Consider the following 20,945-nt stretch of genomic DNA (forward strand, 5'->3'; position numbering starts at 1 on the left):
TCACAGATTTATTCATGAACAAGGGGGACAGGATAGCCATGCTCTTCGATAATCTTATCCCGCTCGGCAGCTTTCAAATCTTCTGCCATCATTTCCTGGACTAATTCTGCAAAGCTAACTTTGGGGACCCATTGGAGTTTCTCTTTCGCTTTCTCAGGACTACCCAGTAAGGTTTCTACTTCTGTGGGGCGATAATAACGCGGATCTACCGCAACAATACAATTCCCCTCTTGGTCATAGCCTTTTTCATCGATGCCTTCCCCTTCCCAGCGAATTTCAATGCCGACTTCTTTGCAGGCAATCGAGACAAAATGGCGGACGCTGTATTGTTGACCGGTGGCAATGACAAAATCTTCGGGTTGGTCTTGCTGGAGCATTAACCATTGCATCTCTACATAGTCCCTGGCATGGCCCCAATCTCTTAAGGAGTCCATATTTCCTAAGTACAGACATTTTTGTTTGCCCAGGTAAATCCGTGCGATCGCACGCGTGATCTTCCGGGTTACAAAGGTTTCACCCCGGAGTGGAGATTCATGGTTAAACAAAATTCCATTACAGGCATACATGCCATAGGCTTCGCGATAATTAACCGTAATCCAATAGGCATAGAGTTTGGCAACGGCATAAGGAGAGCGGGGGTAAAAGGGGGTTGTTTCTGTTTGAGGCACCTCTTGTACCAAGCCATATAGCTCAGATGTGGAGGCTTGATAAAATTTGGTTTTTTTCTCCAACCCTAGGATGCGAATGGCTTCCAAAAATCTCAAGGTACCAAGGCCATCGACATTGGCGGTATACTCAGGAGTCTCAAATGAGACCGCCACATGGCTTTGGGCAGCTAAGTTATAAATCTCGTCTGGTTGGACTTGTTGCACAATTCGAATGAGATTGGTCGAATCAGTTAAGTCGCCGTAGTGCAGGAAAAAGCGTCGCTCTTTCTCGTGGGGGTCTTGATATAAGTGATCAATGCGATCGGTATTGAAGAGAGAAGCGCGTCTTTTAATCCCATGAACGTGATAGCCTTTGGCCAATAATAGCTCTGCCAAATAAGCTCCATCTTGACCCGTAATGCCGGTAATGAGGGCGACTTTTGCCATGAAATTTGTCCTATGTGTGATTCAACTGTGCTGCTAATACAAGTGAATGGTTTTGATCCTATTGCCAAATGGTTCAGGGATTGAGTGTATGCGGTCAATAGGTATTCTGGAGAACAGTGTTTTTGTAATAATGCTGCAAAATTTGTTGGTAGGTATTCCCTCGCTGGGCAAGGGCCAAAGCGCCCCACTGGCTCATCCCTAACCCATGACCATGGCCGCGTCCGCTAATGGTGAAGCCGGGGGGCTTACTGGGCAAAGTTTGAGCTTGACTCGCCACTAGATCAGATTGGGGGACAACCTGAAATAAGGTACTTTTCAATTTCAGGGTTCGACGAAATTCACGCCCTTTCATCAATTTTGTCCCCTGTTCTCCAACAATTTTGATGTGTTTGACACGGCCATGGGCCGTAGTTCCTTGAGGGGTCATAGAAAGAATATTACCCAGTCCGGAGAGTTTTTGCTGCAGCTGTGCTTGAGAAAAGTTCACAGACCATTGAAAGTTAGGCGCTTCTTGGTCAAAATCAGGAACGCCTCTCAAATAGGGGATAACGCCGCTGAATACTTGCTCGGAGTTTTCTGTATGGCCACCAGAATTTGCATGGAACAAGGCTTCAACAATATTGCCTTGATAGGTCAACACTTGCCCCGCCGTGGTTCGAACCGCTGATCGAGTGCTTTCTGCTTCACCATCGATACCGCCATAAACCTGATCTTTGGTGGTATTGACCAAGTCGTAGAGGGGGTTTTTTTGTTTGCCTTTTCGATATAGGGCAAAGGAACGGGCCGCTACGGATTGAGCCTTTAATGCTTCTTGGGGCCACGTTCTAGGCATTTCTTTGCCAATGACCCCTGCTAGATAGTCTTCCAAATCCACTTCATTAATCACTGATATGCCTTGGGCGGTCGTGATTAATCGAACTTGACCTCGATACCATCGATCTTTGATGTAAACAAAACCATCTTCGGAGGGTTCGATGGAAAGTTGCCATCCTTTTTTGCCAAAGAAGGTGACGGCTCCAGGCGTTGATTTAGCGAAGAAACCTTCTAAGGCCGGTAACGCTCCTACCGTTGTCCCTTGGCCATTGACGATGTTGGCGGAGGTGGAACTCCCAATAACTACATCTTCTTGTCCCTGCAATAGGGCGACACGTAACTCTAATGCGATCGCAGGACTCGCAACTAGAGACAACAGCAAGGATAAGCATCCCACAGGAAATGACAGATAGCGATGAAGTTTGAACTGTGATGCCGAAAGCATAGGCCAACGATGAACTGAGGAATTGAGCAATGTAACCAGGAATGGCACTGACAACGGAGTGTTTAATCCCCCTTTGCCCTCAAAGAAGTTTGACATCATATGAGTCTTAACCTGCATGATTTTATGACAGGCTGACGGGTAGGTAAAGTCAAAATATTTAGCTGCAAGGAGGAAAATACCTTCATTCATGACTGTCTACAGCAGGGAAAGTTGCCCTTTTGGTCACTATTCTCAAATTTTCGTTCAAATTATAGTTGCTAATGGATGACACCTAAAGTCTTTGGTCTTGGGCGTTGAGCAATCATAAAGGTTTAGCTTTTTCCCAACAACGTGAATAATGCCTCTCCTTTGCAGCTTTTTCACGGTATGAACCCGTTAGAGAGAAGGTGAGTGGCCCAACCGCATTTGGGTTAACGGATGCCATGGGTGGCATGGAAATCACTTTGCACCTTTTTAGTGAGTCGTTGGGATATTTGTCGAACAATCTGTTGTAGCAACTTATCACCTGCCCCTTGAATCATTTTGCGAGGGAGACGGAGAATAAATTGAGGAAACACAATAGCAACGTCTAAAGCCAAGTCCCATTCCACAGAGGTTTGGGGGGTGGATGAATTGGCTTTAGCATCAGAGGTCTCGTTTAGATACATTGCAGCTTGAAAATCGACTTGATAGCAGTGATCAAACTTGTTCTGGACAGGGATAGTTGTAATCCGGTAAACCCCTTCCTCTTGAGGAAGGAGCTCTAAGCCAATTTGGGGCTCCACTTCAAACCCAAAGGAGCCATACCGCCCCAAGGAAAGAATATACCCATTACTGCCGACGGGCTCTACCTTCATGGGATGGGCACATCGACAGAACCAGCCTTGATGAGCATCCAAATAGGCCATTACCGTTGCTTTGTCAGCTTTAAGGTCCATTTGGCCTTTGAACTGATTCTTGAAATGGAGGGCTTGCGACAATCCAGTTTCAAGTTCGGGATTAGTGACAGAGACAAATTGTACAAATCTTGATGAAGATTCTGACTGACTTAAACATCCCGCTTCAGGACATGGAACAAGCTGCTTCTCGATATCTTGCTGCGTATTGGATGATTGCATCTGTCTACCTATGACTCCGTCTTCAAAACCCTCATTCTTTAGGATCGACCAATTCCATTTAAATTTCGACAGTCGTCGAAAAATTATTTTTTGGAATTTTAGTGTAGTTTCTGAAGAAGAAACATTCGAACCGGCGAGAGAGTCTAAATGCTTACTGGTTATCTTTTATTCTAAGAATCATTAAAGAATATGGTTCATACTCTAATCAGTGAGTTTGATCACCTTTCAACCCCAGGTTTCCAAAAAGTTGCAGGTATTTCTATCCCTGACGGGTATGACCTCAACTTGGCATAGGTAGATATGGGTAATATCGTATATAGTTTGTGTCCATCAATTAATCGTTTATTTTGCTTCTGAGCTGAGAAAAATCATGAATATCCGCCTGATTCGGTCCCAAGTCTCGACTTTAGCAATGCTGAGTGCTCTTACCTGCTTCGCATCACTTCCTGCAATGGCTCAGTCCTCGCCAACCAACGATCCCTTACAGGATTTTCAGCTAGAGGATTCAAATAGTGCCGAGGAGATATTCACTGATCGCGGCGGACCCGGATCCTTATTGAATCTATTGAATCGCTTACAGCAGGTGAATAGTCGTTCTGGTAGCGAGTTTGCCGAGGATCAATCTGCTAGTTTTGACTCAGCCGTTGATGCCTTTCGCAAAAAACAGCAGGAACAGTTAGGTTCACCTACCCAGTCTGCTCCTGAGACCAGCGGTACCGACATCGACATACCTTAAGGACTATTTCGAACCGAAATCTTTGTTCTATTTGCTGGGTATCTTGGGTAAATAGCTTTCTTTTTTGTCCTTTATTCCCCTTTCTCGCTTTTGGCTTACCTATCCTCTTTTTTGATGCTGGGCCCAGGTGTGCTGGCTGTTACGCCTGCAGCCCAAGTTGCGGTTAATCAACCGATTGTCCAGGTCGCTAGTGCCAGTATTAATCAGGGCAATCAGATTCAACTCAATGGTCGTACCTATCCAGTTGCTTGGACCCAATGGCAAGATTCGACCCAATCCTCTCCATCCATAGGAATTAGCGATAGTGGTTTAAATCGTCGGTTTGGAGTGGACTTAACCAGCTCGAATGATTTTCGGCAGCAGCCTGTGCAATGGTTTACCCCTAAGCCCATTGCCTTAACGACTCGGTTTAGTGAAAATGGGGCTTCTCGATATCTCGATGTTTCAGCTTTGGCTCGATCAGTTAACTGGCAGATTCAACCTCAGGGTAATGTCCTCAAAATTAAGTCTCCTCCCGCAAAGATTGGCAAGATAAGGGCGGGTCGACAGCAATGGGGACATCGTTTGGTAATTGATCTCGATCAGCCTACCCCCTGGCAAATGGAGCGATTGACTAATAGTCGAAGTGGGAAAAAAGATCGCGAATTTGTCTTGGCCATTGATGCTACAGCTGCAGCCGGATTGGGTAAAGCTTGGAAATTCCCTGCAAAATCCGCGTTAAAGTCTTTGAAAATCACCCGAAAGCAGGGAAGAACGCTCTTAAGTGGTGTTATTAAAGGGACGATGCGTCCTCGGGTATGGATGCTGACTAATCCCAATCGATTGGTCATTGATATTAAAGGTGGCGTTCCTGAACAACGTAGTATCCTATGGGCCCCGGGTATTCTTCGGCAAGAGCGAGTTATTGCCTTAGGCAACAAACAATATCCCGTCACTTGGTTAGCCTTAAATCCGCAGACACCAGGGTTGAAGCTTCAACCCATTTGGGGGAATCGGAATGCCCTATTGGGGATTCATCCTCTCTTGTCGATGGCTAAAGGAACCCAGGTTGCAGCAGCCATTAACGCAGGGTTTTTTAATCGTAAAAATAAGACCCCCTTGGGAGCTATTCGTCAAAATGGTCAGTGGGTTTCGAGCCCCATTTTAAATCGAGGCGTGGTGGCTTGGAATCCGCAAGGTCAGTTCCAAATGGGACGCATTAACCTACAGCAAGTCCTGAGTACGTCTTCTGGTAAGCGATTATCGATTGTGTCTCTTGACAGTGGCTATCCCCAAAAAGGAATTGCTCGATATACGCCGACTTGGGGCCCTACTTATACGCCTATTCTCAAAACTGAAAAAATTATTACTGTTGTTAATAATCAGGTCGTTTCTGAGAAAGTCAGTACGAGCGCTAAATCTTTTGCGATTCCTAAAAACGGCTATTTGCTAGTACAGAGGTCCTTTGAAGTCGGTGGAGCCTTGGCTTCTGGAACTCAGCTTCAGATCCAAACTGCCACTACACCTGCGAGCTTTAATGCCTTTCCCAATATTGTGGGTGCTGGACCTTTGTTGGTGAGTAATGGTCAAGTGGTTTTGAATGCCAAGGCTGAAAAATTCCGCCCTCCTTTTGATACTCAATCTGCGCCTCGGAGTGGGATTGGGCAAACGGCAGATGGCACGATTTTGTTGGCAGCGGTTCATAACCGAGTTGGTGGTCCTGGCCCAACCTTGAAGGAATGGGCCTTGATCATGCAGCGGCTGGGATCTGTCAATGCTTTAAATCTAGATGGAGGAAGTTCGACCAGTTTGTATCTAGGGGGGCAACTTCTGGATCGCCACCCAGTGACGGCAGCTCGGGTTCAAAATGGTATTGGGGTGTTTTGGCAGCCTAATGCAAAGTAATTTGCTGAACCTAGGTTCTTGAGTTAGATTGTTCAAGGTTGACAATCTGTCAACGAGTTTGTTCTTAATCTAGAGTGCATTAAGAATAAAACCTGTAAGCGAATGTTTTTGACACTTCTCTTTTTTGAGCTGATTGTGAATAACTGTTTGTTTATATAAATTGACCTTTGTTCGTGACAAAGATCACCTAAAAAAAATCCTCTGGTTGCTTAAATCATAATGTTATGCATTGAATGCCCAAGTGCATTCGATCAATTTAGTTCTAGACGATTGGGGATTTTGGCATGGCCCTGTCCTGATTAAGCAATTGTCTACTCATATCAATGAAAACCCCTATTGAGGTAAGTAGGAACCGTGGTCCAAACTCAACCATCCAACCTTTTAGCAGCACCTGTGCCTGCTCACCAAGGTGTTGCTGCAACTGAGCTGCGTCCTTGGGGATCTTTTACCATTTTGGAAGAAGGCCAAGGCTATAAGATCAAGCGAATTGAGGTTAAGCCTGGGCACCGTTTGAGTTTGCAGATGCATCATCACCGAAGTGAGCATTGGATTGTCATTGCCGGTATCGCTAAAGTTGTGCGAGGCGAGGAAGATTTGATGCTGAGCGCCAATGAGTCTACTTATGTGCCTCGGTTTACCCAACACCGGCTGGAGAACCCTGGCATGGTGCCTTTGGTTTTGATTGAGGTTCAAAACGGCGAGTATTTAGGCGAAGATGATATTGTGCGCTTTGATGATGATTACGCACGATAGTCATTAGCGATGGGAATACACAGCTCAACATGATTCAACTCAGCCCTACTGCCATTGGTGAATTAAAACGCCTTCAAAAGAAGCATTTACCTACTGGCCAGCTCCGTATTGTTGTTGATGCCAGTGGCTGTAAAGGGTTGGCCTATCAAATGCAGTTTGCTGAATCACCCCAACCAGACGATCAAGTGTTTGATTGTGAGGATATTCAGGTGGTTGTGGAAAAGGCAAGCATGAAATACCTCTCCGGTTTAACCCTGGACTATACCGAGGATTTGATGGGTGGAGGGTTTCGCTTTTACAACCCCAATGCGGTTGAAACCTGTAGCTGCGGACATTCCTTTGCCATTGCCAGCCCTTAGAAAAATACAGCTGAATATTGTGTCTTTCCCTCGCAACACTCTTGTTGCGAGGGAAAGTTTTAGGTTTATTCAGGGGTTGCTGGTGCTGGATTGGGGGGAGGGGTTGGGACTCGTGCTAGGAGGCTGTGAATTTGGATTGGGAGGCGCTTCTGCCGTTTCTTTGGCCGCAGCTTTAATTTGGTCTTTGTATTGGCCAGGGGCTAACTTCTCGGCTGAGTTAAAGAGAATGCCTGCTTCTTTGGTTTTTCCTTGTTCTCTAGAGAGAATGGCTTTGGCAAAAACTGGGCGAAAATCGTTAGGGTCTTTGGCAATAAGTTTGTCGTAGACTCCAACGGCCTGATCGAACTGCTTTTGCGTGGCATAGACTTGCCCGAGCAAAAGCTGGACAGCACTTTCATTAATGCTGTTGGGCTTTACTTGATTCGCTTGTGGAGCGTTTTTAAGGGTGGTCTGCAGGAGTTCTGTGGCGGCTGAAGGGCGTTGCTGTTCTACCAATAAACTCACAAAACCTTGGAGAGCATCCATATTGCCGGGTTCGGTGACTAAGATACTGCGATAGGTTTGAGCTGCGCTTTCCCTTTTACCTGTTTTCTGCAGGGTTTGGGCGAGAAGAACTTGATATTGAGTTTGTTCTGGATTCAACTCAATTAGTTTTTCTAAGGGGTCAAGCAGATCTTTTTCGGTTTTTAGGCCGATTTTAATCATTTGACTCCGGGCTTCGGCTAAACCGCGCAGAGCATCTGGATTGTCTGGTTCTTTTTCTAAGATTTGTAAGTAGCCGTTTTCGAGGTCTTGCAGGTTCTTTTTCTCGATGTCTGAAACGACGGGTGGCGTTGGAGTTGTGCCTGGGGTCGGAACAGTGGGCGAGGGAGAAGGGCGGGAGCTAAGGATACTGTCGAAAATCGAGCCGAAAGAAAACCCGACTAAGGCGACGACGGCAACAACGACAAAAACCCAAATGAACCAACGGTTAGACTTTTTTTGCACGGGTAGTGGTTGAACTCTCTAGCTATTATTAGGGATAGTGCTCGTAATGCAGCTTATCTCAAAGTACGAAGTTTCGGAGCAGAAAGACGTACTCTAAAGATTTCTCGTAGATTTCTGAGCATGCGTTAGGAATTTTATGCAGCGATTTGCTGGACATAAAGGCTATGGGTGATCGGCATTTAGTTCTAGTGACCGGGCCAGCTCGTTCCGGTAAGAGTGAATGGGCTGAAAACCTGGCGAGTCAGTCTAATTTGTTGGTAATATATGTGGCTACGGCGGCTGACTATCCTGAAGATCAGGAATGGCAGGCTCGCATCCAAGCCCATCAGCAGCGCCGTCCTGCCGATTGGCAAACGATACATGCACCGATTGATTTGGCTGAGATCATTCAATCACAACCTGGGTCGGTGTGTTTACTGATTGACTCCTTAGGCACTTGGCTGACCAATGTTTTGGACCAGGATGCTGCACTGTGGGCAGATACTTTGCAGAAATTGTTGAAAGCTTTGGTGCAGGCTGAGGGCCAAGTTATTGTTGTCGGCGAGGAGACGGGTTGGAGTGTGGTGCCAGCGTATCCTTTGGGGAGACTATTTCGCGATCGCATGGGGGAATTGCTGCGCCAGATTGGGGCGATCTCAGATCAAGTCTACTTAGTGTCGGCAGGTTATGCCCTAAATCTTAAAGCTTTAGGGACTTATGTTGCTCCTATGGTGCCACCTGACCATCTCAAAAGAGATTGACCGTAAGGTGTTGAAGTGTTTTTAGATCTGTCTCGGGACCGATGTCGCTACCCTAAAATTTGAGTTAGAGTCACCCTATCAGTGTGAGACCCAAAGAGCGTTTAAGCATTATGGCTTCCCAACAACAAGTTAAAGATTATTTAGCCTCTTGGTTGCAGCTTGGTAAACCGATCCGGGTGGGTCTACAACAAGAACCCCACTCTATTTCACGAGTCGTTCTGGGTGAGCACTATAGTCCTGAGTTCGAATCTCTTTGGCGATATATCCAAAGCACTGAATCTGGAGAGTGCTGTTTGGATGGTGTTGTGCCCACGGTAGAAGAGCTATTGACGGATCAATGGGAAATTACGGATTGTTCCCGCTGTCAGATGCCCGTGAGTTTGCCAGTTGCAGGCATCGCATCCCCAGAATGTCCTTGTCATGACTTATCGAACTGGCCTAATAATGAGCTGCCCCAGCCCCGGACGCCGGTTGATAGTGCCGGGCATCTACGATCCATTTATCATCGATTAACCCATACCTCTTCAGACTAGGGCTTTGGTCGATAGGATTCTGACAGCACTCCTTGGCGATATGGAATGTCAATAGGGGTTGTTTTCGGTAAATTCAGACTCTTCGAACTCGGTATATCGTCTACGGCGGGATAGTCGTTTGGACCAGAGCGGGGTTGCGATCGCACCGCCCAATATGCCCATCCCAGTTGCAAACCCCAACACAATCCCCATGGGGATGGGGACAGAGCGCCAGGCTAAAAAATGGACAGAAACCGCTGTAGCATTTTGAACAGACAAAATTGCTGCAATAGCGATACCTAAACTAAAGAGCAGGGATAACAGCAGATGCATGGTGATGAGCTTTGATGGGACTAATGTGTTCAGGGGATGGGACAACCCAGACAGATTAAGAAATTGCGTTTTATGGACAGAGTTGAGAAAAATGGGGTTTCCATAGTACAAGTGCATTGTAGCCTGACACCTTTTCGTGGGGGTTGGGCAGAATTGGATCGCCCCCTTCCTATACCCCATTGATTTCGCCAGATCTGAAGGAACCTCACTCATGTCCAACCAATTAAACCTACTCTCATCCGGTAAAGTCATCGCGACCGCTTTGCATACCGAGATGGAGCAGTCCTACTTGGAATATGCCATGAGCGTCATTGTTGGGCGAGCGTTGCCCGACGTCCGGGATGGATTAAAACCTGTGCATCGGCGGATTCTCTATGCCATGCATGAGCTAGGATTGACGCCAGATCGCCCCTATCGTAAATGTGCCAGAGTCGTAGGCGATGTGCTGGGTAAATACCATCCCCACGGGGATCAGGCAGTTTATGATGCCTTGGTTCGGCTGGTTCAAGATTTTTCGAGTCGGTATCCCTTGCTGGCGGGGCATGGCAACTTTGGGTCCGTGGATAACGATCCACCTGCAGCCATGCGATATACGGAAACCCGCTTGTCTCCCATTGGCAATCAGTCCCTGTTGGAGGAAATTGGCGAATCCACCGTTGAATTTGCCGCCAACTTTGATAACTCCCAGCAAGAACCCACGGTCTTACCGGCTCAACTCCCCACCCTCCTCCTCAACGGCTGTTCTGGGATTGCCGTGGGAATGGCCACCAATATTCCCCCTCACAATTTGAGTGAGATTGTTGATGCTCTGGTGGCGTTGATTGATTCCCCAGAAATGACCTTAGAAAAATTGATGACCTTGGTGCCTGGGCCAGACTTTCCCACTGGGGGAGAGATTGTCGGCAAGCAGGGGATTCTTGATGCCTACACCAATGGTCGAGGGAGCATCACCGTCCGGGCTGTGACCTCCATTGAGGAAGTCCAACCGGGGCGAGGGCGTCATCGCCGTCCCGTGATTATTGTGACGGAGCTGCCCTATCAGGTGAATAAGGCGGGCTGTATTGAAAAAATTGCCAGCTTAATTAACCAAGGCCGGATTGAGGGAATTGCGGATCTGCGTGATGAAAGCGATCGGGAAGGGATGCGGATTGTCATTGAGCTGAAGCGGGAAGCTCAACCTCCGATTGTACTGGAGCAGCTTTATCGGCTCACCCCTCTGCAATCGAATTTTGGGGTCATTATGTTGGCTTTAGTCAATGGAGTGCCCCTGCAACTGTCCTTGAAAGAGGTATTGCAAGAATTTCTCGATTTCCGAGAGCAGACGGTCACCCGCCGATATCAAAATCAGTTAGAGCAAGCTCAAAGCCGTCAACATTTAGTCGAGGGGCTTATTAATGCTCTCGATCGTTTGGATGACCTGATCGAGATTCTTCGCCATGCCCCGGATGGAACGACGGCAAAAGTTGAACTCAAATCTCAATTCAAATTGAGTGACAGTCAGGCCGATGCGATCTTAGCGATGCCGATGCGGCGACTGACGGGGTTAGAGCAACAAAACCTCCGACAAGAATTTGATGATCTGGCCCAAGAAATCGGCGATTTGGAGCGGTTACTGGGAAATCGCCATGAACTTCTAAAAGCCTTGAAGAAAGATCTGCGAGCCCTGAAAAAGCAATATAGCGATCCGCGACGGACCGTTATCCTGGGGGCTGCAGCTAAAACCGAGATATTAGCAGCACCGGTCAGTGACGAACCCGTCGTTGTAGAGCTGAACCAGCGGGGGTATGCTCGCTGCTTACGAGTTTCGAAGCGTAAAAGTGGATCTGCTGAATTACCAGGGGAGTTAGCCGAATTCTCGACGGATCTGACTGTTTTTCGACAAACAGCTGAATTAAAAACAGATCTTCTGTTGTTTACGGGCAGTGGGAAAGCCTTGGGGGTGAGTTTGAAATCCATCCCATTTACATCCAGCAAAGGCAAGGGTAAACCTTTAGTCACTCTATTACCCGATTCAGGACGTGATGACGAAATTATTGCCCGTTTTCTCAGCACTGAAATTTCGGAGACTAGCCAGCTTATTCTGCTGTCTCAGCAGGGCAAAATTAAGCGTCTGCCCATGAGTGAGTTTTCCGAAATGACGAGCCGGGGCTTGGGGGCTGCCAAGATTAAATCAGGAGATCAGCTAGGCTGGGTGGTTAAAGCTGAACAGGAAACCAACGTTGCGATCGCAACGTCTTCTGGACGCTTGTTAAATATTCCCGTCACCGAAATTCCTGAAATGGGCCGCACTGCCCAGGGTAATCAAGTGTTTCGGTTACGAAAGCAGGAATCTATTGTAGGGATGGCGGCAGTTCAAGATGATGCTGATTTGCTGCTGATATCCAGTAAGGGCTACTGCAAACGGTTGCCCATTGACTTGTTGCGGTTAGGCAAAGTAGGGGATTTAGGGACTCAAGCCATGCAGTTTATGATCAAATCTGATGGACTGATAGCCCTATTGCCTGCAAGCCCCAATCAGGACGTAATTGTTCTCAGCAATCAGGATCGAGCCGCTCGCTTGAATATTGAGACTTTACCCATGTGGGGACAGGATGGTCCGGGGACCCAACTGCTTAAAACTAAGCGGGGAGAGGCTTTGGAGAAGACTATCATCATCCCGAAGGCTGATGCTGAAAAGGAGGCTAACCCTTTTTAGTTGTCGTGATTTTTGGCCTGAATTTTAATACAGGCCACAATCATCCTGGATGGATTTAAGAATGGCTATGCTTATTTGCGGCAGAACGTTTTCTGATTGTTTCAAGGGAGTATGCGGTGTCGAGACTTGGGTTTGGTTCAGTTTGAATGCTATCGTCAGACTTTGAGACTTCAATACCCCCTATTTGAGTGGGTATATCAGCGTGAATCCAACCAACCCATCTCTGCCAAATAAGACCGTTCTTGACCAAACTGATCGCATCCAATTTCTCATCTTTGACTTAGATGGGGTAATTACCAGCGAACAAAAATATTGGAATACGGCTCGGCTAACGGTCTGGGAACTGATCACCCAGCCCGATTACTTGGGGTTAACGAATTATTTTGGCCCTACCCAACCTCAACACGCTCTTGCTGACGGCCAGCAGACCATCAACAACGACTTTATCTATGAACTCAAACGACGGGCCATCAACTCCAATTGGGATTTGACCTACTTTGTGTTCTGCCTTCATTTAGCAGGAATCCTTCGTCAGCTCCAGAAACGGGAACCCCAAAAATGGTCTGGTCTCAACCCTGAAATTGATCTTGCCAACTCAGAACAGTGGCAGCTTTTAAGGCAAAGCTTACAAGGCTTAACCTTTGATCCCAACGAAAGTGCGGCGACGATTGCTCAATTTTGGCAGGAGACCACTGACCTGAAAGGTTCAGCAGTTACCGAGTACGTCCGCCCCTTCTATCAAAAACACTTGGGCATTTCTTTGCCTGAGACCCACAGTGACTTGTGGCATCTGTGTTATCAAAACTTCCAGGCTTGGTATGAAGGTCGCAAAGGTTTTACGCTGCCTGATGATGAAACTGTCCTGGATGTAGAACAGATTAAGGCTATTTTGCAAACCCTTAAGGACGCCGATCGATTTACCCTTGCGATCGCAACCGGTCGCCCCCGCAACGAAGTCATCGAACCCTTAACAGCCTTGGGATTACTCTCTTTTTTCGATCCTCAGCGTATCGTTACCTATGATGAAGTGCTGGCTGCCGAAGATCAGTTGAATCCAAACTCAACTCCCATTAAATTAGGCAAGCCCCATCCCTTCGTCGTCCTTAAAGCTCTCTATGTGGATGAAGACCCTCAACTCTTTTGTACCGAGGCATTTCAACAACAAGATCGTGTTCATGCTGTCTATATCGGTGATGCTGCTAGCGATGTGGTTGCAGCCCAGCGGTCTGGATGCATTTCCGTGGGTGTCCTCACCGGATTTACGGCTAGTCGGGCTAAGTCAGAACAGGTGCAGATGTTTACGGATCTGGGTTGTGATTGCGTGATTGAAAGTATTCAAGCTTTGCCTCAAGTGTTAGGAATTGAGCCGACATGACCCTAAATCTAGACACCATTGAACAGTGGGTAAGTCCATCTATCCTTAGTCTTGCCCCTAAAACCGTGGGTCTCCAGAAAAACGACCAGGCTATTCGCTTAGATAAAGGTGAGTTGCCCTATCCTCCTTCCCCCAAAGTGGTAGATGCTATTTCCCAAGCCGCCACTACCTGTAATCGTTACCCTGCTGTTCTTGGAGGGGTTCTTCGAGATAAACTCGCTGACTACACTGGGACGTCCCCTGACCAGCTCATTATCAGCAATGGGTCCGATGACCTGATTGAGTTGATTATTAAGGTGTTTGTTCAGTCGGGGCAACAAGTTCTTTTACCCGTGCCCACCTTTTTTGTCTATTGGCATGCGACTCAGGTGATGGGGGGGATGCCTGTCTTCGTTCAACGGACCCCTGATTTTGGCTTAGATGTGGATGCTTTGGTGGCCAAGGTCACCTCCGACACCAAAGTTTTGTATATCGCTAATCCTAATAACCCCACCGCTAATTTAGTTCCTCGCGAAACGCTAATTGAGGTGCTCAATCGGGTGAGCTGCATGGTGGTGGTGGATGAATGCTATTTTGAGCTGTGCCAAACTACGATTGCGGATCTGGTAGACACCTACCCCAATCTGATTGTGCTGCGTAGTCTTTCCAAGAGTTTTGGCCTGGCCGGATTGCGCATTGGCTATGGGATTGCCAATGCGCAAGTGGTTGATTACCTCTATCGAGCGGCCCAGTTGTTTCCTGTGAATAAAGTTGCGATCGCAGCCGGTATCGCCGCCCTCGAAGATCAGGCCTATGTTCAGGCCAATATCCAGAAAATTTTGGCAGAGAAACCCCAGTTACAACAAGCATTAGTCACGTTAGGGTTTAGAGTCTACCCCAGCGATACCAATTTTCTATTGGTTGATACACAGCCTTTAAATCTGCAATCAGATGTTTTAGTTAAAGCCCTCCAAGACCAAAATATTTGGGTTGCCGATTTTGGTTCTAAGCCTGGGTTAGGGGCTCATTATTTCCGCACTGCCGTGGGAACACCTACCGAAAATCAAGCATTGATTCAGGGATTGGAGGTCGCGATCGCTCAAATCTCTTCTGTGTAACGTCTTCTGTGATCAAGATCACTGGGAACTTCTGACCGCGTCACCCCGACAATTGAATAAACCGGGCATACTCGAAAGTGTGATGGGTGATGAGGTCAGCAATCGTTATGAATACCATACAAAAACAATTCATTTTGATTTTCCATGCGGCAGCAATTACGTTGGCATTGCCCTTCTTTGGCTATTCAATTCAATGGCTGAATAATGCTAATACAATGCCTGCATCTGTGATTCATCCCAGCCATCAAATTGAAGCTCAGACGACCACCTGGATGACCTAAGTCAGCCTTCAGATTTACATAAGTCTCAATTTTTTTTGCGAATCAAGAAGAACTAGCCGCTTCAGCTTGTTGTTCCGCTCGCAATACATCTTTAGCAGAATATCCTTCGCCAGCAACTCCAATAAACCAAAGGGTAGCGGCTGCTTCAGCTCTGGTCACAGGCTTTTTAGGTTGAAGCAAAAGTGCTGATCCCAGCAGTCTACGAATATTGGCAAGCTCACCGTTATTATGATCGGCAAAAATTGCTGAGAGCGCGGGAGATGAAATCTGCTTAGTATCCTTGAAGCCCCACACCTCCTGCACTTTTGTAGTTGTGGTTGAAGGTAAGATTTTGCGCAGATCAATCGGCACTTTCCAGCTCAACAGAATTTCGCGAGTAAGGGGTTTATTCGCTTGGAACGTAGCTTGGTCAGCATCCCCTGAGAGAGGACTCGGAATAAAGCCCGCTTCCGCTAAGCCTTGAATATAAGGAAAATTGGGGTTTGAGCTCGGAACGTCTTTAAACACAGGGGTTTGACTCGTTGCGGCTAAGCGAATTTGCTGTGTAGGACGATCTTGATATAACCGATTATTGGTTTCTACTAACCAGCGCGCAAAAGTCCCCCGCTGGATAGGCTGATTGGGATTGCCTAGATCAATAACTTTAAGTCTTTGAACATCATTGACATAGGTTTTGAGTGCTGTTGGCACCTCCGCAGAATTCTGGCTGGTTTCATCCTTTGATGGCTCAGATGCCTGATTAGCAACTGGCCCAATAAAATCCAAATCTCCAGGCTGGGGTAGAGACTTGGTCGGTGATTCGGAACTCGATGACGACTTCCCTTGGGAATAGTCGATGAAAAAGACCGTCATGGGGATGCGACGTCCACCATTATTTCCTGTTTGTATAGGAACTAAGGTCCCTGTGGCAGGGATAGTAACTCTAACCTGAAGTCGATCTCGCTTAGCAAGCAAAATTAGCTGCTGCTGACTTAATTTCCGACCTGAAAGCTGCCAGCTCCCTTTTTGCAATAACTCACTGTAGTATTGCTGCACTTTCTGGCTGTTATCGGGAGTCGCCCATCGAGTTTGCTGAGTTGAACGTTGGCTTTTCGAGTCAGAAGGCAAGTTGCTCTGATTTTGTTGCACCCCCTGTAAATTGGCATTGGGATAGCTCAAATCAGTAGGGAAATCCTTGGGTAAAGCTGAAGGACTACTCCACTGACTAGCCTGTGGATCGGCAGAAAAAGCCTGTTGCACTGCGTCTCCGCTACACCCTGCCATTGGTAAGAAGACTGTGAGGGCCAAACCCAATCTGAAGCTGATTTTAGGAGGTCGCATCAATTCATCTATTCCCTACACGCCCAACTTTACTCTAGCGTTCTTAGTAACGAGCTATATGAGTCTCGTTCAGGGTGAGGGTTTAGGACAAGTTGTATTTTTTTTGCCATTGGGCATGGTTGCTTGGCAGAAATTTACATTATTGAGTCCTGCCTTAGGTAATTTTGCCCCTCTTAAGTTCGCACCGCTGAAGTTAGCGCCATCAATGCGGGTTTCAGATAAGTTGGCATTGATGAGATTTGCCTGACTGAAGTTAGCATCCCGCAGTTTAGCTTGTAGTAACTCTGCTTGAGCCAAATTGGCTTTCGTAAAATTAGTTTCCCTGAGATCTGCTTGTGTTAGATTTGCTCCCACTAAATTTGCACGGGCGAAATTTGCTGATTTAACAAAGGCCTGCTGTAGATTCACCCTTCTTAAATCGGCATCTTGGAAACGGGCATTTTCTAGCAGTGCTGACTCAAGATTGGCCGATCGGAGATTGGCTTGTCTCAATATGGCTTGAGTCAGTGTTGCCTCTTTCAGTACAGCTTCTTCTAAGACAGCACTATGCAGAAAAGCTCTAGAAAGGTTGGCTTTGCTGAGTTGGGCATTACTAAAATTGACTTTTTCTAAATTAACGCCAATCGCAGGAGCTTGTTCCGCTTGGAAGAATTCATCTTTTTGGGGTTGCCGATATAGGACCAGCTCAGCCCCTTCTAGATTAATGCCTCGTAAATTGCAGTTAGCACAACTTCCTGTCCATCGAATGCGTTCAATAATTTCTTCAGAACTGGGAGCAATGATGGATAGACCGGCTGATTCGTCCACAGGGACAGTCGGTACATTGGTAGAAGATTCAGGGAGAGGAGAAGAAACGGTTGTGGGTGAAAGGCTTTGTGGAGACGGTTTAGAACTATTTCCTAGCCAAGTTAACAGTCCAACAAAGAGCACTGCTGCAATAATTCCCGTTCTCATGGTGTCCGCATAATTTGGCGATGCCTCTCACTCTATCCTTTTCGAGGTGTGTTGGAGTCAGAGAGTGAACATTGAATGCTACTTACTTAAAGTACAACAGTACGATTCGCCAATACTAGGAGAATATCGGATCTGAAGGAGTACAGAATGGCTTTCTTGATGATTTATAAGAGAAATTGCCTAGTAGAAGGGTGGATTCAAAGTTTTGATGTCATTTTTAATTTTTTATTGATAGTGAAGAGAAAGATTATTTTGCTGTCGTTAAATATTAATTGTAAATATAGATGATAATTGTTGAAAGCCATTTTTTTCTTTGCGTAATGTAACCTAGGTTACTCGGAAGATGAAGGTCTATGTGTAATATGGCAACGTCAGGTCGAGAAATTACTAAGACAGTTAAAAGTACAACAATGTAGTGTGTTTTACATAACCAGATTTCCTCTCACTAATTAGATTTATTTGTATGTTATTACACAGTTTTGCTTGAACTATTGAATTAGCTTACTTGTGTCAATGCAGATGCCTCTTAGTCATTAAAGAAAGACTACATCTTTCGGTAATTATTCGAAATTCTTAAGACAGAATCATTACTTGTCTCAGATAATCTTGTTTCTATCTAAGCGTGTGCTAAGTGGTTGGCAATCTCCTTTATGTTGAATCCCTCTTTGACTATTCTTTATCAGATTGATCCCCTCGATATCAGCATCGGTGGTATCCAGACAACCATTCTGAATTTTATTAAGTATGCGCCTCAAGATTTCGATATTCGATTGGTAGGGATCTCATCTAGAAAAGAGTGCGAAATTGGTCGCTGGCAAAGTATTTTAGTGTTTGACAGGCAGATACAGTATCTTCCTTTACTTTATGTTAAAGATGATAATGTGAGAGGTCTTATACCCACTACGCTGAAATTTCTTCTAGCGTTGTTTGGAAAAGAGTTAGACTCTGACTTTCTGCATTTTCATAGAATTGAACCTTCCTTAGTATCTATGAATTGGCATGGAGAAAAGACATTGTTTATTCATGCAGACATAAAAAAGCAAGTTAATGGTCAGGGAGATAATAAAGCTTTTTTATGGAGATATTTTCCTTCGGCATACTTCTTTTTTGAAAATTTTCTAATTAAGCAATTCTCTTATGTGCTGTCATGTAACTCAGAATCACTTCAGTATTTTCGGGAAACTTACTGCTCTACCGAAGATCGGTATCAGTTGATCCGAAATACTGTAGATGATGAAATCTTTTTCCCACTATCTACTCCACTGAAAGACCAGAAGCGTCTGCAGCTAATAGCGGAAATGGGGTTGTCACTGGGAACACGTTTCATGGCCTATGTGGGGCGATTGCATCCTCAAAAGGATCCATTGTTATTAGTTAGATCAATCGCAGAACTCGATGATGCCAATATTCATCTACTTATGATTGGAGAAGGTGAATTAAAAGAAGATATTGAGTCAGAAATTAAATGTTTAGGGCTAGATAGTCAAATAACTTTGTTGGGAGCTATGAATTCGCGAGAAATCGCAGATATCCTTAGAGTCAGTGAACTTTTAGCCCTAACCAGTATCTATGAAGGTCTACCTATGGTCGTATTGGAGGCCCTCTCCTGTGGAATTCCAGTCGTTTCCACAGATTCAGGTGAAACCTCTAAACTTCTGACGGAGAACACAGGAGTTGTAATTCCAACTAGAACACCTGAATCTACCGCTGATTCTCTCAGGACTGTGTTGAGAAACTCTCAAAGTTTTCCTAGCAAAGCTTGTGCCCAATCATCTAGTCCCTACTGGGCTAGGTGGGTTGTTTCTGAAGTCTATAACGAAATGCGAGAACGATGGAAAAACAAACAGCAATTATTAGAGAAAACTTTCTCGACAGTGTAATTTTCGATAGCTTTGTCTCGGATGAATCTGGGCGTCATTACTTCGAAGCTGCGAGAACAGCCCCCGACGCCAATCTGAGACTGCTCTCTTAACTCCCAAGTACTTATATAGGAGCCTGATCCCATGCTAGCAGCAATTTTCAGTGATATTAGTCAATTCAGATCTAACCCATTAGATAGCTTGAGCTAAAAAGCAATGTTGAATTCAAGTTGAATGCCATGAAAAACTATATTTCCAAGTTTGTAATGTTGCTTTAATTTGAATATCTCTTAACACTCAAACGATTTAGTTTTATCTGCGGTCCCCGACGCCAATCTGAGTCCGCTCAACCCAAGTACTTGATGTCATGAATAAGGTTGCCAAATGAAAGTTGCCGTTATTGGACCAAAGGGTCTACCTGCAAAGCAAGGTGGAATAGAACATCACTGTTCAGAGGTTTATCCTCGGATGGTTGCCCAAGGAAATTCTGTTGTTCTGTTTGCCAGATCTTCTTATACAAATCTGTCGTGGTTCAAAAGAACCTCCTATGAGGGGGTAGAGGTTGTAAACCTTCCCAGCATTTGGCTGCGGGGGATTGACGCTTTTCTATCTTCTTTTATTGCTACAATATCGGCTTCTCTTGGACAATATAATATTGTTCACTTTCATGCATTAGGTCCTTCTTTATTCTGTTGGTTACCCAAATTAAATCCTTTTCAGAAACCTCCCAAAATTGTCGTAACGTGTCAAGGCTTAGACTGGCAAAGGGCGAAATGGGGAACATTCTCTAGCACCGTTATTAGACTGGGTGAAAGAGCAGCTGCTATGTTCGCAGATGAAATAACAGTTGTTTCAAGAGAACTTGAAGCTTATTTTTGGCATACTTATCAACGAAAGACAGTCTATATTCCCAATGCACCAGCTACCTATAAAAATTCAGATCCTGACTTTAGGTTCGGGAAATCTCTAGGCTTAGAATCTGGAAAATATTTTATTTTTTTAGGCAGGCTTGTTCCTGAAAAACGACCTGAACTCCTCATTGAAGCATTTAAGAGAATAGAAAATTGTGGTTGGAAGTTAGTACTGGTTGGCGGAGTTAGCGATACAACGGTCTATCACAAAGAACTCTTGACGAGGGCTGAGAATAGAGAGGATGTTGTGTTTGCAGGCGAGCTAAAAGGTGAACGGTTAGCAGAGCTTGTTAGAGGCGCTGGGTTATTTACCTTGCCTTCAGATTTAGAGGGGTTGCCATTAGCAATGTTGGAAGCAATGCGGGAAGGTATTCCTATCCTCGCAAGTGATATCTTGGCACATCGTCAGTTGCTTGGTAACGATAGAGGTATGTTGTTTCAAGCAGGAAATCTTCAATCTTGCATTGATAGCATTGATTTTGCATTAAAAGATTTAGAAAAACTCTCCCAAATGGCTAATAGAGCTAAACAGCATGTTGCTGAAAACTATACTTGGCAAAAAATTACTGCTGACAATTTAGATCTCTATTCGGCTCTTTTAAGATCAGATTATTCTCTTCATCCTGAAGAAAGTGAAACTGTAGATGTGAAGTAATGGGTGGGCTTTTGTCTTCATGATCACTAAGGTTTATTGACTTCT

At 45.6% G+C, this 20,945-nt stretch carries 19 protein-coding genes; 12 read left to right on the forward strand and 7 right to left on the reverse strand.

The genetic code is table 11. From position 1 onward, the window contains the following. Window positions 1-8: 8 nt before the first annotated feature. The 3 genes from gmd to HRE53_RS25295 all read right to left on the reverse strand — a co-directional run bounded on the left by gmd (window position 9) and on the right by HRE53_RS25295 (window position 3,449). Window positions 9-1,094 carry a GDP-mannose 4,6-dehydratase gene (gmd, locus tag HRE53_RS25285; RefSeq protein ID WP_212665802.1) on the reverse strand — a complete coding sequence of 362 codons (1,086 nt, stop codon included), beginning with the start codon at window positions 1,092-1,094 and terminating at the stop codon, window positions 9-11. 94 nt (window positions 1,095-1,188) lie between these two features. Then, on the reverse strand, window positions 1,189-2,352 hold the full coding sequence (locus tag HRE53_RS25290) for a SpoIID/LytB domain-containing protein (protein ID WP_235108425.1): 1,164 nt from the start codon (window positions 2,350-2,352) through the stop codon (window positions 1,189-1,191). A gap of 410 nt (window positions 2,353-2,762) precedes the next feature. Further along, window positions 2,763-3,449, reverse strand: coding sequence for a DUF1997 domain-containing protein (locus HRE53_RS25295; protein ID WP_212665804.1), 687 nt, complete (start codon window positions 3,447-3,449; stop codon window positions 2,763-2,765). A 370-nt stretch (window positions 3,450-3,819) separates the two neighbouring features. Here HRE53_RS25295 and HRE53_RS25300 point away from each other — a divergent pair, with 370 nt between their 5' ends. From HRE53_RS25300 to HRE53_RS25315, 4 genes are all read left to right on the forward strand, one after another. Beyond that, window positions 3,820-4,185 (forward strand): hypothetical protein, encoded by a 366-nt coding sequence (locus tag HRE53_RS25300; protein WP_212665805.1) that lies wholly within the window; start codon window positions 3,820-3,822, stop codon window positions 4,183-4,185. A 114-nt stretch (window positions 4,186-4,299) separates the two neighbouring features. Continuing rightward, window positions 4,300-6,069: a phosphodiester glycosidase family protein gene (locus HRE53_RS25305; RefSeq protein ID WP_235108426.1), complete on the forward strand. Its 1,770-nt coding sequence runs from the start codon at window positions 4,300-4,302 to the stop codon at window positions 6,067-6,069. Between the two features lie 354 nt (window positions 6,070-6,423). Next, window positions 6,424-6,822, forward strand: a complete 399-nt coding sequence (locus HRE53_RS25310; protein WP_010475209.1) for a cupin domain-containing protein — start codon at window positions 6,424-6,426, stop codon at window positions 6,820-6,822. Between the two features lie 29 nt (window positions 6,823-6,851). Next, window positions 6,852-7,181: an iron-sulfur cluster assembly accessory protein gene (locus HRE53_RS25315; RefSeq protein ID WP_235108427.1), complete on the forward strand. Its 330-nt coding sequence runs from the start codon at window positions 6,852-6,854 to the stop codon at window positions 7,179-7,181. 69 nt (window positions 7,182-7,250) lie between these two features. Here HRE53_RS25315 and HRE53_RS25320 read toward each other — a convergent pair whose 3' ends face one another. Continuing rightward, window positions 7,251-8,168, reverse strand: coding sequence for a lipopolysaccharide assembly protein LapB (locus HRE53_RS25320; protein WP_235108428.1), 918 nt, complete (start codon window positions 8,166-8,168; stop codon window positions 7,251-7,253). A gap of 164 nt (window positions 8,169-8,332) precedes the next feature. Here HRE53_RS25320 and cobU point away from each other — a divergent pair, with 164 nt between their 5' ends. Together cobU and HRE53_RS25330 are read left to right on the forward strand one after the other, a co-directional pair. Beyond that, the gene (cobU, locus tag HRE53_RS25325; RefSeq protein ID WP_212665809.1) at window positions 8,333-8,908 is read left to right on the forward strand and encodes a bifunctional adenosylcobinamide kinase/adenosylcobinamide-phosphate guanylyltransferase; all 576 of its coding nucleotides are present in this window, start codon (window positions 8,333-8,335) and stop codon (window positions 8,906-8,908) included. 110 nt (window positions 8,909-9,018) lie between these two features. Beyond that, a complete protein-coding gene (locus HRE53_RS25330; RefSeq protein WP_235108429.1) occupies window positions 9,019-9,441 on the forward strand; it encodes a hypothetical protein in 423 nt (140 codons plus the stop codon). A gap of 48 nt (window positions 9,442-9,489) precedes the next feature. Here the strand turns inward: HRE53_RS25330 and HRE53_RS25335 are convergent, their stop codons facing one another. Further along, entirely contained in the window at window positions 9,490-9,870 is a 381-nt protein-coding gene (locus tag HRE53_RS25335) for a lipopolysaccharide assembly protein LapA domain-containing protein (protein ID WP_235108430.1), read from the reverse strand. A gap of 94 nt (window positions 9,871-9,964) precedes the next feature. Here HRE53_RS25335 and gyrA point away from each other — a divergent pair, with 94 nt between their 5' ends. From gyrA to HRE53_RS25355, 4 genes are all read left to right on the forward strand, one after another. Then, complete coding sequence (gene gyrA / locus HRE53_RS25340; RefSeq protein WP_235108431.1) at window positions 9,965-12,448, forward strand: DNA gyrase subunit A; 2,484 nt, start codon at window positions 9,965-9,967, stop codon at window positions 12,446-12,448. A gap of 202 nt (window positions 12,449-12,650) precedes the next feature. After that, on the forward strand, window positions 12,651-13,823 hold the full coding sequence (locus HRE53_RS25345) for an HAD family hydrolase (RefSeq protein WP_235108432.1): 1,173 nt from the start codon (window positions 12,651-12,653) through the stop codon (window positions 13,821-13,823). Further along, the gene (gene hisC, locus HRE53_RS25350; RefSeq protein ID WP_235108433.1) at window positions 13,820-14,920 is read left to right on the forward strand and encodes a histidinol-phosphate transaminase; all 1,101 of its coding nucleotides are present in this window, start codon (window positions 13,820-13,822) and stop codon (window positions 14,918-14,920) included. The genes HRE53_RS25345 and hisC overlap by 4 nt, the downstream gene beginning before the upstream one ends. A 107-nt stretch (window positions 14,921-15,027) precedes the next feature. Next, window positions 15,028-15,201 (forward strand): hypothetical protein, encoded by a 174-nt coding sequence (locus HRE53_RS25355; RefSeq protein ID WP_235108434.1) that lies wholly within the window; start codon window positions 15,028-15,030, stop codon window positions 15,199-15,201. Window positions 15,202-15,243: 42 nt separating this feature from the next. Here HRE53_RS25355 and HRE53_RS25360 read toward each other — a convergent pair whose 3' ends face one another. Together HRE53_RS25360 and HRE53_RS25365 are read right to left on the reverse strand one after the other, a co-directional pair. Further along, window positions 15,244-16,440 carry an S-layer homology domain-containing protein gene (locus HRE53_RS25360; protein ID WP_235108435.1) on the reverse strand — a complete coding sequence of 399 codons (1,197 nt, stop codon included), beginning with the start codon at window positions 16,438-16,440 and terminating at the stop codon, window positions 15,244-15,246. 150 nt (window positions 16,441-16,590) lie between these two features. Continuing rightward, on the reverse strand, window positions 16,591-17,475 hold the full coding sequence (locus tag HRE53_RS25365) for a pentapeptide repeat-containing protein (RefSeq protein WP_212665817.1): 885 nt from the start codon (window positions 17,473-17,475) through the stop codon (window positions 16,591-16,593). Window positions 17,476-18,125: 650 nt separating this feature from the next. Here HRE53_RS25365 and HRE53_RS25370 point away from each other — a divergent pair. Both HRE53_RS25370 and HRE53_RS25375 read left to right on the forward strand, forming a co-directional pair. Continuing rightward, a complete protein-coding gene (locus tag HRE53_RS25370) occupies window positions 18,126-19,355 on the forward strand; it encodes a glycosyltransferase (protein ID WP_235108436.1) in 1,230 nt (409 codons plus the stop codon). A 363-nt stretch (window positions 19,356-19,718) separates the two neighbouring features. Further along, window positions 19,719-20,900, forward strand: a complete 1,182-nt coding sequence (locus HRE53_RS25375) for a glycosyltransferase family 4 protein (RefSeq protein WP_212665819.1) — start codon at window positions 19,719-19,721, stop codon at window positions 20,898-20,900. Window positions 20,901-20,945 lie beyond the last annotated feature (45 nt).

Origin of the sequence: Acaryochloris sp. 'Moss Beach' (genome assembly GCF_021497025.1) — a bacterium.
GTDB classification, from domain to species: domain Bacteria; phylum Cyanobacteriota; class Cyanobacteriia; order Thermosynechococcales; family Thermosynechococcaceae; genus Acaryochloris; species Acaryochloris marina_A.

What these genes read in the sequence shown, in the direction of transcription:
- HRE53_RS25375 (WP_212665819.1), top strand. Translation starts at nt 19,719, where the DNA reads ATGAAAGTTGCCGTTATTGGACCAAAGGGTCTACCTGCAAAGCAAGGT.
- HRE53_RS25330 (WP_235108429.1), top strand. Translation starts at nt 9,019, where the DNA reads ATGGCTTCCCAACAACAAGTTAAAGATTATTTAGCCTCTTGGTTGCAG.
- HRE53_RS25290 (WP_235108425.1), bottom strand. Translation starts at nt 2,352, where the DNA reads ATGCTTTCGGCATCACAGTTCAAACTTCATCGCTATCTGTCATTTCCT.
- HRE53_RS25365 (WP_212665817.1), bottom strand. Translation starts at nt 17,475, where the DNA reads ATGAGAACGGGAATTATTGCAGCAGTGCTCTTTGTTGGACTGTTAACT.
- HRE53_RS25305 (WP_235108426.1), top strand. Translation starts at nt 4,300, where the DNA reads ATGCTGGGCCCAGGTGTGCTGGCTGTTACGCCTGCAGCCCAAGTTGCG.
- HRE53_RS25300 (WP_212665805.1), top strand. Translation starts at nt 3,820, where the DNA reads ATGAATATCCGCCTGATTCGGTCCCAAGTCTCGACTTTAGCAATGCTG.
- HRE53_RS25355 (WP_235108434.1), top strand. Translation starts at nt 15,028, where the DNA reads ATGAATACCATACAAAAACAATTCATTTTGATTTTCCATGCGGCAGCA.
- gyrA (WP_235108431.1), top strand. Translation starts at nt 9,965, where the DNA reads ATGTCCAACCAATTAAACCTACTCTCATCCGGTAAAGTCATCGCGACC.
- cobU (WP_212665809.1), top strand. Translation starts at nt 8,333, where the DNA reads ATGGGTGATCGGCATTTAGTTCTAGTGACCGGGCCAGCTCGTTCCGGT.
- gmd (WP_212665802.1), bottom strand. Translation starts at nt 1,094, where the DNA reads ATGGCAAAAGTCGCCCTCATTACCGGCATTACGGGTCAAGATGGAGCT.
- hisC (WP_235108433.1), top strand. Translation starts at nt 13,820, where the DNA reads ATGACCCTAAATCTAGACACCATTGAACAGTGGGTAAGTCCATCTATC.
- HRE53_RS25315 (WP_235108427.1), top strand. Translation starts at nt 6,852, where the DNA reads ATGATTCAACTCAGCCCTACTGCCATTGGTGAATTAAAACGCCTTCAA.
- HRE53_RS25295 (WP_212665804.1), bottom strand. Translation starts at nt 3,449, where the DNA reads ATGCAATCATCCAATACGCAGCAAGATATCGAGAAGCAGCTTGTTCCA.
- HRE53_RS25370 (WP_235108436.1), top strand. Translation starts at nt 18,126, where the DNA reads ATGTTGAATCCCTCTTTGACTATTCTTTATCAGATTGATCCCCTCGAT.
- HRE53_RS25335 (WP_235108430.1), bottom strand. Translation starts at nt 9,870, where the DNA reads ATGCACTTGTACTATGGAAACCCCATTTTTCTCAACTCTGTCCATAAA.